Below are 10,541 nucleotides of genomic sequence, written 5' to 3'. Positions count from 1 at the left end.
GGTCTACGCGAGCTGGCGCGCTCCCGAGGAGCCGCCCGCCCTGCCGCCCGCCCTGCCGGCCGGCTTTCCGGCCCGCCCGATGGCCCTGACCCTCGACGACGGCCTGCACGTCGTCCACGCCCCGTTGCCGCCTCTGGCGCTGTCCCTGGTGCTGGCCCGCTCCGAGGGCCCCTCCTTCCACCGCGTCGAGGTGCACCGCCTGACGCGGATCCTGGAGATCTTCTTCACCCTGCCCGCGACCGAGCGCAGCATGGTCCGGCTGCTCCACGACGAAGGACCGGAAGCATCTGGTCGAAAAACCCGCTAGAGTTGTCGGAGCAACGCGGAAGTGGCTCAGTGGTAGAGCATCACCTTGCCAAGGTGAGGGTCGCGGGTTCGAATCCCGTCTTCCGCTCGGAGTTTGGGCTCGGTGGCGTGGCCGAGAGGCGAGGCAGCGGCCTGCAAAGCCGTCCACACGGGTTCAAATCCCGTCGCCACCTCCATGGACGATTAGCTCAGCGGGAGAGCGCTTCCCTGACACGGAAGAGGTCACTGGTTCAATCCCAGTATCGTCCACCATCGATGAGCGAACCCCAGCCTGCGCCGCAGCCGGGGTTCGCTCGTTTACGCCTGTGCCTAGGATTCGCTCTGGCGGCGCACCACCAGCCAGTTGATCAGCCAGAGCAGCAGTCCGATGGCCAGGAGCACGCCGGCCCGGATATAGACCTCGACGGGCCGGCCGGTCAGCGGGCTGGCCAGGATGAAGGCCAGCACGGCGCCGACCACCGGCAGGGCCGTGGGCGTGCGGTAGTGGGTGTGCTCCACCCGGTCCTTGCGCAACACGAGCACGGCCACGTTGACGACGGTGAAGACGCACAGCAGCAGGAACGCGGTCGTGTCGCCGAGCCCCGCGATCTCCCCCGTCGAGATGAGCGCGATGGCCAGCGCGGTGGTGAAGATGATGCCGATCACCGGCGTACGTCGGCGCGGGTCGACCCAGCCGAGGCGGCGTGGCACCACCCGCTCGTTCGCCAGGCCGTACACGAGCCGGGACGCCATCATCATGTTGATCAGGGCCGAGTTGGCGACGGCGAAGATGGCGATCGCGGCGAACAACTGCGGCGGGAAGTTGAGCCCGCCGGCCTTCACCACCTCGAGCAGCGGGCCCGATGACTCCTCCAGCACCTCGGGCCTGACGAGGAGCGACGAGGTGATGGCCACGAGGATGTAGACGATGCTGGTGATCGTCACACCGAGGAAGATCGCCCGGGGGAAGTTCCGTGCGGGGTCTCGCGTCTCCTCGGCCATGTTCACCGAGTCCTCGAAGCCCACGAACGCGAAGAAGGCCAGTGCGGTGCTGCCGAGCAGGGCGTACATCAGCCCGCCCGCCTGCTCGGTGTCGATCTCGGCCAGCCTCGACGGCTCTCCCGCGCCCGTGAACACGGTGTACACGCCGATCGCGATGATCACCAGCAGGCCGGTGAGCTCGATCAGTGTGAACACGATGTTGGTCTTCACCGACTCGGAGACGCCCCGGTAGTTCAGGGCCGCGACGGCGACGATGAAGACGATGCCGACGACCACGCTCGGCAGCGTGAAGAACGCCTCCAGGTAGTCGCCGCCGATCGCGCGGGCCGCCGCGCTGGCCGAGGTGAGGCCGGAGCACATGACCGTGAACGCGACCATGAACGTGAAGAAGGGTCGCTTGAACGCCTTCTGGGTGTAGAGCGCGGCGCCTGCCGCCTTGGGGTATTTCGTGACCAGTTCGACGTACGACATCGCGGTGAGCATCGCGATGACGAAGCCGAGCAGGAAGGGCAGCCACAGAGCGCCGCCGACCTGACCGGCCACGGTGCCGGTCAGGGCGTAGACGCCGGTGCCCAGAATGTCACCGATGATGAACAGGACGAGAAGCTTGGGGCCGATAGCGCGCTTGAGGGAAACGGGGCCGGCCTCGGGTGCGGCGCCTGTCATGACCATATCGTTCCCCGATCACGGTTTTTGACACTGGTCTCGACTACAAGCAGCGGCCGAGCCGTGACAGGTCGATCGGTGAGGTGATCATGCCGAGGGATCGGCCGGCGGACCACGGAGGGCGTAGCGCGCCACGTCGCCTGGCCCCCGCCCACTCCCGTGATCGGGGTCGTCGCGCTGGTGCTCGGACTGGTCGGTGCGGCGGCGACGCTGCTGCCGGTGCTGCGTGTGCCGGGCGTCGTCGTCGGTCTGGTCGCCGCCGTCCTCGCCGTCGTGGCCGTACCTCGGCGCGGCTCCGGTTCGCGCGGGTCACTGGCCGGCCAGGCCGCTGTGGGCGACGCCGCGTACGATCTGCCGCTGGAACAACACGAACACGACCAGCAGCGGCAGCCCGGCCAGCACCACCGAGGCCATGATCTGCGCGTACCGCAGGCCGAAGGTTCCCTGCACGACGTTGGCCAGGCCCACCGGCAGAGTCATGGTGTTCGGGTCGGTGGAGACGAGGAACGGCCAGAGGAAGTTGTTCCAGGTGTTGATGAACGTGAAGATCGACACCGCGGCCAGCACCGGCCGTGAGAGCGGCAGCACGATCGTGAAGAACACCCGCCACCGCCCGGCCCCGTCCACGAACGCAGCCTGCTCCAGCTCCGGCGGCACGTCCTGGAAGAACTTGAACAGGATGAAGACGATCAGAGGCGCGGCCACCTGCGGCAGGATGATCGCCCACCAGGTGTCGACCAGTCCGAAGGCCACCATCTCGGCGAACAGCGGCGCGATGAGCACCTGCGGCGGCACCATGATGCCGGCCAGGATCAGCGCCAGCAGCACCCGCTGCCCCTTGAACTGGGTGCGCGCGAACCCGTACGCCGCCATGGCCGAGAACAGCACGGTCAGGAACGTGACGATGACCGCGGTGACGGTGGAGTTGACGGCCCACTTGAGGATGCCGCCGGTCTCCAGGACCAGCGCGTACGAGTCGAAGGTGATCTCGCTGCCGAACCACTGCAGCGGGGTCACCGTGGTCTCGTCCTCGGGCTTGAGCGACGTGGCCACCGCCCAGGCGATGGGGGCGAGCCAGATCGCCGCCAGCACGAGCGCGACCAGCAGGAGGACGACCTGGCTGACGCTGAACCGCTTGGTCACGACGCGACCTCCTCGCGCTTGCGGAACAGCCGGAGCTGCGCCAGGGAGACGATGACGATCAGGACGAACAGGATGTACGAGACGGCCGAGGCGTAGCCGATGCGGTAACCGGTGAAACCGACGTCGTAGGCGTACTCGATGATGGGCCGGGTGGCGTCCTCGGGGCCGCCGCCGGTCATCAGGTAGATCTGGTCGAAGACCTTGAGCGAGGCGACCAGCTGCAGCACCACGATGAGCGCCGTCGTACGGCCGAGCAGCGGGAGCGTGATGGAGCGCAGTTTGTCCCAGGCCGTGGCGCCGTCGATCGAGGCGGCCTCGTAGAGATGGTGCGGGATGGCCTGGAGGGCGGCCAGGTAGAGCAGGAAGTTGAAGCCGACCGTCCACCAGACCGTGGTCAGCACCACCGACCACATGGCCGTGGACGGGTCGCCGAGCCACAGGACGTCGGTGCCTAGCGTGCCGTTGAGCAGGCCGTAGTCGGGCGGGTAGATCATCTGGAGCCAGAGGATCGACACCACGGCGGACGGCAGCAGGAACGGCCCGAAGAACGACAGCCGCCACAACCACTGCATGAAGCGCAGGTGGTGCACGAGCAGCGCGAAGGCCAGCCCGAGCAGCACCAGCGGGATCGTGCTGAGCACGGTGAAGACCAGTGTGTTCCACAACGAGCGCCACATGCGGGGGTCGCCGAAGGCCTCGGCGTAGTTCGCGAAGCCGACGAGGTGGTCGTTGCCGCCGGCGATGTTGACGCTCGACAGGCTCAACCGGAAGCCGAGCAGCGTCGGCCAGACCAGGAAGACCACGTAGATCAGCAGGAACGGGGCCACGAACAGCAGCCCGTGCTGCGTCCAGCCGCGCCGGACCTTGGCCCTCGCGACAGGGCCGGAGGAGGTCGCGGGAGCCGCGACGGTGGTGGTCATGGGCGCTCCTTCGTCGCTCGGATGACCAAGATGCCGGGGTCCTCGGTGATCACGGTCATGGGCGCTTCTCGTCGGGGAAGGGGTTCGGGGCGGACAGCAGCCGGTTCAGCGAGGCCTTGGCCGCGGCCAGGCCCTCCTCCGGCGTCCGCTCACCGCTGATGACCGGGGAGAACGCCTCGCCGAACTCGATCCACAACCGGGACGCCGAGCCCGCGAACCACACCTGGGGATCGAGCGCGACCTCGGTGATGACCGAGCGGTACTCCGACTGCGGCTCCAGCGCGAGATACTCGGGCAGTTCGAGAGTCGGCAGGTACGCGGGCACGTGGCCGGCCACGGCCCACTCGGCGCTGTTCTTGACGAGGTAGGCGATGAACTCGTACGTGGCGCGCTCGACCTCGGGGTCGCGGTCGCGCTGGTGCGGCAGGACGAACGCGTGGCAGTCGGCCTGCGCCGAGCCGGTGCCGAAGACGGCGGGGAAGCGGGTCATGCTGAACGGCGTCTCGCGGTCCTTGAGCCCGATGGTCTCCCAGTCGCCGTTCCACAGGAAGGCGGCCTGGCCGTTGGTGAAGTTGGCCACGGAGGCGCCGTAGTCGGTGTGCCAGTCGCACAGCCCTTCCTTGCCGAGCCGCTGCATGAACCGCAGCACTTCGAGCGCCTTGGCGTCGTCGATGGTGATCGTGGTGCCGTCGTCGGACAGCAGGGTGCCGCCGCTCTGCGGGTACAGCGACCACCACACGCGCCACGGCCCGACCGTGCCCAGGCCGAGCGAGTCGAAGGCGAGCGGCGGTTTGCCGCCCATCACCTCTTTGGCTTTGGTCAGCTGCTCCACCAGCTCGTCGACGCCGTTGGTGGGCCGCAGTTTGCCGTCGGAGCCGAGCAGCCCGGCCTTGTCGCAGATGTCGGTGTTGTAGTACTGCACCATCGGGTGGGCGTCGAGCGGAATGGCGTACAGGACGCCGTCGATGTGAGCGCGTTCCCAGATCGGCGGGCTGAAATCGGAGCCACGCAGGCCGACCTCCTCCAGCAGGCGCTCGTTGACGGGGTCGAGGATCTCGCCGGCCCCGATCCCGGCGAGCCTGGCCAGGTGGAAGGTGGCCAGGTCGGGCGATCGCCCGCCGGAGCCCGCCATGGCGATCTTCGTGTAGTACGGCTCGCCCCAGGCGAGCACGTTCTCCTCGACGAAGATCTCCGGGGCTTGCGCGGCGAACGCGTTCACCATGTTGTTCATGATGATCCCGTCGCTCGCGCCCAGGAAATGCCAGTACTGGACCCGTGTCTGGGAGGAGCCGAGTCCCACGGGGATGGCGCAGCCGGAGGCGGCGGCCCCGAGCAGGGCGAGGCTGCCGCCGAGGAGATGCCGGCGCGAGATGTCGGGGGGACCGTGCACAGTGGCCTCTTCCTGCCGAGGCGATGCTTGGCCGTGCCGATGCTTGGCCGTGCTCGCTGATGTTCTCGTTAACAACAGAGGTTTTCAGGGCAGCCGCGAACCAACCTGCCGCACCGCGTCGCAGGCGACGGTGGCGATCCGCCGGGTTGCGGGGTCGCCGCGCAGACCCCGGGTTTCGTTGGGGTTACCCGAATGTTAGCGGTAACACCTGGCATGTCAAGGCCTCCGCGGAAACGCTTGCCGGGACGTGAGGAGCGAGCCCGACCCCTTGACCACACCTACTGATAACGCTAACAATCTCAAACGACGTCATGCCCGCGCGACACCAGGAGTCCTCTCCGTGCACCAGGCAGAACTCACGCTCGATCCCGCGTTCAAGGTGGCTCCGGTACGCCGGCGCACCTTCGGCACGTTCGTCGAACACCTCGGGCGATGCGTCTATACCGGCATCTACGAGCCGGACCACCCGGAGGCCGACGGCGACGGCTTCCGCCGCGACGTGCTCGACCTGACCAGGGAACTGGGCGTGTCCACCGTCCGCTACCCCGGCGGCAACTTCGTCTCCGGCTACCGGTGGGAGGACGGCATCGGCCCGGTCGCCGAGCGACCGCGTCGGCTCGACCTGGCCTGGCACAGCACCGAGACGAACGAGGTCGGCGTCGACGAGTTCGTGCGCTGGTGCCGCAAGGCCGGCGTGGAGCCCATGATGGCGCTCAACCTCGGCACCCGCGGCATCGCCGAGGCCCTCGACCTGCTCGAATACTGCAACCACCCCTCCGGCACCACGCTGTCGGACCTGCGCGTCGCCAACGGCTCGAAGGAACCGCACGGCATCAGGATGTGGTGCCTCGGCAACGAGATGGACGGCCCCTGGCAGACCGGCCACAAGACGGCCCGCGAATACGGCCGGCTGGCGGCGGAGACCGCCCGCGCGATGCGCACGATGGACAAGAACCTGGAGCTGGTGGCCTGCGGCAGCTCGGGCTCGGGCATGCCGACCTTCGGCGCGTGGGAGGCCACGGTGCTGGAGGAGACGTACGACGTGGTCGACCACGTCTCCTGCCACGCCTACTACGAGGAGAAGGACGGCGACCTCGGCAGCTTCCTGGCCTGCTCGACCGACATGGAGTACTTCATCTCCTCGGTCGTGGCCACCGCCGACCACGTGGGGGCACGGCTGAAGTCGCGTAAGCGCATCGACGTCTCCTTCGACGAGTGGAACGTCTGGTACCTGTCGCGGTTCCAGAACGCCGAGCCGCCAAAGGACTGGCCGGTCGCGCCGCCGCTGCTGGAGGACCACTACCATCTGGCCGACGCGGTGGCGTTCGGCGGGCTGCTGATCACGTTGCTGCGCAACAGCGACCGGGTGACGGCCGCGTCGCTGGCCCAGCTCGTGAACGTCATCGCGCCGATCATGACGGAGCCCGGCGGGCGGGCCTGGCGCCAGACGACGTTCCACCCGTTCGCGCAGGCGTCCAGGCACGCGGCGGGCGACGTGCTGCGGGTGGAGCCGGTCTCGCCGTCGTACGAGACGAAGGAGTACGGCGAGGTGCCGCTGCTGCACGCCGTGGCCACGCACGCCGAGGAGGGCACGACGCTGTTCGCGGTCAACCGCTCCACCGACGCGCCGCTGTCGCTGACCATCGACGCGCGGGCGCTCGGCGGGCGGCGCATCGTCGAGGCCACCACCCTGACCGACGCCGACGTCTACGCCCGCAACACGGCCGACGCCCCCGACCGGATCGCGCCCAGGCCGAACCCCGACGTCGAGCACGACCCGGCCCGCGTCCTGCTGCCGCCGGTGTCGTGGAACGTGATCAGGCTGGCCTGAGGCTCATCCCGGGGGCGGCGCCGGTGCTCTCCCTGACGACGAGCTCCGGCTCGACCAGGCGCCGCCCGTCGGTGTCGGCCCCCGCCATCCGATCGAGCAGCATGTGGAAGGCGAGCCGGCCGACCTCGCCGAAGTCCTGGCGTACGGTGGTCAGCGGCGGCCAGTAGTAGGCCGACTCGGGGATGTCGTCGAAGCCCGCCACGCTGACGTCCTCGGGCACTCGCCGCCCCGCCTCGCGCAGCGCCCTCAGCACGCCGAGCGCCATCTGGTCGTTGGCCACGAACACGGCGGTTACCTCGGGCTCCTGCGCCAGGCCGCGCCCGAGCCGGTAGCCGGAGCGCGCACTCCAGTCGCCGCGCACCACGTCGGGCACCGGCCGGCCGGCCTCCTCCAGCACCCCGCGCCAGCCCTCGATGCGGCCGTTGGCGTCGAGCCAGTCGGCCGGGCCCGCGACGTGCCAGACCGTGCGGTGGCCGAGGCTGAGCAGGTGCCTGGTCACGCGTACGGCTCCGGCCCGCTGGTCGACCTTGGCCACGGGCACGGGAATGTCGTCGCCGGCGTCGACCGCCACGGCCGGCATCTCGGGCGGCAGGTGCCGCAGCCCCTCGGAGGCCGACTCGTGCGGCGCGACGATGATCACACCGTCGACGGCCTGGGCGCGCAGCCGCTGCACGCCATCCTCCATCGACCTGCGGTTGAGCGAGCTGAGGCTGGCGATGCTGACGTTGTAGCCGGCGTTTCGCGCGGCCTGCTCGATGTAGTAGAGGGTGGTGGCGGGGCCGTAGAGCGTGGTGTCGATGCTGACCACGCCGAGCACGCCGGAGCGGCCGGTCACGAGCTGGCGGGCCGCCTGGTTGGGCCGGTAGTCGAGCTCCCTGACCGCGGCCAGCACCCGCGCACGGGTCTCGGCACGCACCCGGTCGGGATCGTTCAGCACTCGCGAGACGGTCATGGCCGACACACCGGCGAGCACCGCCACGTCCATGAGCACCGCAGGCCTGCCATTCCTGGATCTCACCGCGGCTCACCCCCTGGCGGTAACGCTAACAGGCGGAGGGGGCGAGCGCGCGGCCGGTGGACGCCCTGGCCGCGGGGGCGCGGGCGGGCGGCGGTCAGCCGGCTTCGTCGTGCACCAGCAGGACGAACGTGCGGGCGTACGACAGGCCCCGCTCGGGGCGTGGCCAGTCCAGCTCGGCCAGAGCGCGCGAGCCCGCCTCGTGGTAGGCGCCGTTGACGCGGACCTCGGCCGTCTCGGTGCCCTCGCCCCCGCCGAAGAACGCCTTGACGCCGATCAGTCCCCCGCGTTCGAATGTGCCCTTCAGCGCGGGGGCCAGGTGCGGCAGGAGCACGTGCTGGACGGCCCATCGCTGGACGGCCTCGTGGTCGTCGCCGGTGCCCCAGCCGATGATGCCGCCATGGATGGCGTGCCATCCTGGGAAGCCGTCGGGGTCGCCGGGGCCGAAGTGGCCGGCGTGCGAGCCGTCCTGGACGAGCAGTTCGAGCAGGGCGCTGCCGGTCGTGCCGAGCCACACCTGGACGGCCCGGTCGAGCGCCTCCTCGGGGGTGCCGCCGTAGCCCGCCACGCAGTCGCTGATCGTGGTGTCCCCGGGGCGGTCGACGTTGAGCACGAAGTCGAGGTCGAGGTGGCGCGGACCGCCGGAGTGGTCGTCCCCCAGCATGACGGCGAGCGTGCCCGGCCCCTTCGCCATGACCCCTGCGACGCCCCCTTCGACCTGCCACGGCCTGCCCATGGCCGCGCTCAGGCGATCGGCGATCATGCCCAGGATCACGTCGTCCTCCGGGCGTACCTCGTCCATGCTCATCCCTCTCGACCTCGCCGGGCATCGCTCCGGGCCACCCTAGCGAGGGTTGATCATCATGTGCGCGGACGCGCGCCCCGCCCTGCGTGCCGCCGTTGCCAGGCAACTGCCAGGAACGGTCGTTACTCTGCACCGGCATGAACCGGCAGCGAACATCTGGCACGACGCCGGCCAGGTCCGGTCCCGCCCCCTCACGCGCGCCCGCCGCACGCGTGCCGCCCGCCCCGGACGCGCGGGCACACGGCTGACGGACCCGGGAGCACACCCCATGAGGATCCGCTACTTCATGCTGCACGCCTACGGCATGGGCGGCACCATCCGCACGGTCGTCAACCACGCCAACGCGATGGCCGCCGCGGGTCACGACGTCGAGGTGGTCAGCCTCGTACGGCGGCGCGAGCGGCCCCGGTTCGGGCTCGATCCGCGTGTGCCCATCGTGACGCTCGTGGACCAGCGCGGCGGCAGGCTTCCGGACCCGCTCGGGCGCAGGGCGTGGCGCCGGCTGCGGGGGAAGATCGTGCCGCGCGGGGAGTTCGCGGCCGCGTACTTCACCGAACGGGTGGAGCGCGCCGCGATCGGCTACGTGGCCTCGCTGCGCGACGGAGTCCTCGTGACCACGAGGCCCGCGCTCAGCCTGATCGCGGCCCGCCGCGCGCCCAAGGGGGTCCTCACGGTCGCGCAGGAGCACATGAACCTGTCGGCCTATCCCGAGACCATCCGCAGGCAGATCGCCCGCCACTACGGCCGCCTCGACGCGGTCGCCGTACCGACCCGCACGAACCGCCACGCGTACGAGCGCCTGCTGCCGGGGGCGCCGATCGTGCAGATCCCGAACGCGGTCCACCGGGTGGAACGCGAGCCGTCGCGGCAGGTGAACCCCGTGGTGGTCGCGGCCGGGCGGCTGACCCCGCAGAAGGGGTTCGACCTGCTCATCGAGGCCTTCGCGCGGGTGGTGGCCGAGCATCCGGAATGGCGGCTGCGCATCTTCGGCACGGGCGCCAGGAGGGCGGAGCTCGGCGGGCTCGTGGAGCGCCTCGGCCTGGGCGGGCACGTCACGCTCGCCGGGCGTACCGACCGGCTGGACCTGGAGCTGGCGAACGCCTCCGTGTACGCGTTGAGCTCCCGGTTCGAGGGCCTGCCCATGGTGATGATCGAGGCCATGGCGCACGCGCTGCCCGTCGTCGCGTTCGACTGCCCGACAGGTCCCCAGGACGTGCTGACCGACGGGACGGACGGGGTGCTGGTGCCGCCTCGGGACGTGAGCGCGCTGGCCGACGCCCTGAACCGGGTCGTCTCCGACCGGGACCTGCGGGTGCGCATGGGCAAAGCGGCGGCGGAGACGGCACGGGCCTACGGGCCGGAGCAGGTGATGCCGCTCTGGGAGGATCTGTTCGCGGCGCTGGCGCACGGTGAGCGGGTCACGGGGACGTTCTGGCACGATCGATAGGCGTTTCCGGTAAAAGATTTACCTAACGAAAAGCCCT

General features: G+C 70.0%; 8 protein-coding genes, 3 tRNA genes and 1 pseudogene. 6 read left to right on the top strand and 6 right to left on the bottom strand.

The features are described from left to right. The 4 genes and pseudogenes from E1267_RS44515 to E1267_RS22795 all read left to right on the top strand — a co-directional run. Positions 1–307: pseudogene (locus tag E1267_RS44515) on the top strand (hypothetical protein); the annotation flags it as partial. Positions 308–322: 15 nt separating this feature from the next. Continuing rightward, a tRNA-Gly gene (locus tag E1267_RS22805) sits at positions 323–394 on the top strand. 14 nt (positions 395–408) lie between these two features. Continuing rightward, positions 409–482, top strand: a tRNA-Cys gene (locus E1267_RS22800). Between the two features lies 1 nt (position 483). Next, positions 484–558: transfer RNA gene (locus E1267_RS22795), tRNA-Val, on the top strand. A 57-nt stretch (positions 559–615) separates the two neighbouring features. On the opposite strand, the gene E1267_RS22790 is transcribed toward E1267_RS22795, so the two are convergent. The 4 genes from E1267_RS22790 to E1267_RS22775 all read right to left on the bottom strand — a co-directional run bounded on the left by E1267_RS22790 (position 616) and on the right by E1267_RS22775 (position 5,406). Next, on the bottom strand, positions 616–1,953 hold the full coding sequence (locus E1267_RS22790; RefSeq protein WP_132334707.1) for an APC family permease: 1,338 nt from the start codon (positions 1,951–1,953) through the stop codon (positions 616–618). A 309-nt stretch (positions 1,954–2,262) separates the two neighbouring features. Further along, entirely contained in the window at positions 2,263–3,096 is an 834-nt protein-coding gene (locus tag E1267_RS22785) for a carbohydrate ABC transporter permease (protein ID WP_132334705.1), read from the bottom strand. Further along, positions 3,093–4,016 (bottom strand): carbohydrate ABC transporter permease, encoded by a 924-nt coding sequence (locus tag E1267_RS22780; RefSeq protein ID WP_132334703.1) that lies wholly within the window; start codon positions 4,014–4,016, stop codon positions 3,093–3,095. Before E1267_RS22780 ends, E1267_RS22785 begins: the two co-directional genes overlap by 4 nt. 55 nt (positions 4,017–4,071) lie before the next feature. Further along, entirely contained in the window at positions 4,072–5,406 is a 1,335-nt protein-coding gene (locus tag E1267_RS22775) for an extracellular solute-binding protein (RefSeq protein ID WP_132334701.1), read from the bottom strand. A 340-nt stretch (positions 5,407–5,746) separates the two neighbouring features. On the opposite strand from E1267_RS22775, the gene arfA reads away from it, so the two are divergent. Continuing rightward, positions 5,747–7,237 (top strand): arabinosylfuranosidase ArfA, encoded by a 1,491-nt coding sequence (arfA, locus tag E1267_RS22770; RefSeq protein WP_132334699.1) that lies wholly within the window; start codon positions 5,747–5,749, stop codon positions 7,235–7,237. On the opposite strand, the gene E1267_RS22765 is transcribed toward arfA, so the two are convergent. Further along, positions 7,224–8,255, bottom strand: coding sequence for a LacI family DNA-binding transcriptional regulator (locus E1267_RS22765; protein WP_425465088.1), 1,032 nt, complete (start codon positions 8,253–8,255; stop codon positions 7,224–7,226). The two genes, arfA and E1267_RS22765, sit on opposite strands and share 14 nt — an antisense overlap. A 94-nt stretch (positions 8,256–8,349) precedes the next feature. Next, positions 8,350–9,060, bottom strand: a complete 711-nt coding sequence (locus E1267_RS22760) for a DUF6348 family protein (protein WP_132334697.1) — start codon at positions 9,058–9,060, stop codon at positions 8,350–8,352. Between the two features lie 265 nt (positions 9,061–9,325). Here E1267_RS22760 and E1267_RS22755 point away from each other — a divergent pair, with 265 nt between their 5' ends. After that, positions 9,326–10,504 carry a glycosyltransferase family 4 protein gene (locus tag E1267_RS22755; RefSeq protein ID WP_132334695.1) on the top strand — a complete coding sequence of 393 codons (1,179 nt, stop codon included), beginning with the start codon at positions 9,326–9,328 and terminating at the stop codon, positions 10,502–10,504. The last annotated feature ends 37 nt before the right edge of the window (positions 10,505–10,541 follow it).

The sequence above is a fragment of the Nonomuraea longispora genome (genome assembly GCF_004348345.1).
GTDB lineage: Bacteria > Actinomycetota > Actinomycetes > Streptosporangiales > Streptosporangiaceae > Nonomuraea > Nonomuraea longispora.
This window is presented reverse-complemented; position numbering and strand designations above follow the sequence as displayed.

Bases quoted from the DNA above. Each gene is read 5' to 3' on its own strand.
- E1267_RS22780 (WP_132334703.1), bottom strand. From the start codon at position 4,016: ATGACCACCACCGTCGCGGCTCCCGCGACCTCCTCCGGCCCTGTCGCG.
- E1267_RS22755 (WP_132334695.1), top strand. From the start codon at position 9,326: ATGAGGATCCGCTACTTCATGCTGCACGCCTACGGCATGGGCGGCACC.
- E1267_RS22790 (WP_132334707.1), bottom strand. From the start codon at position 1,953: ATGACAGGCGCCGCACCCGAGGCCGGCCCCGTTTCCCTCAAGCGCGCT.
- E1267_RS22760 (WP_132334697.1), bottom strand. From the start codon at position 9,060: ATGAGCATGGACGAGGTACGCCCGGAGGACGACGTGATCCTGGGCATG.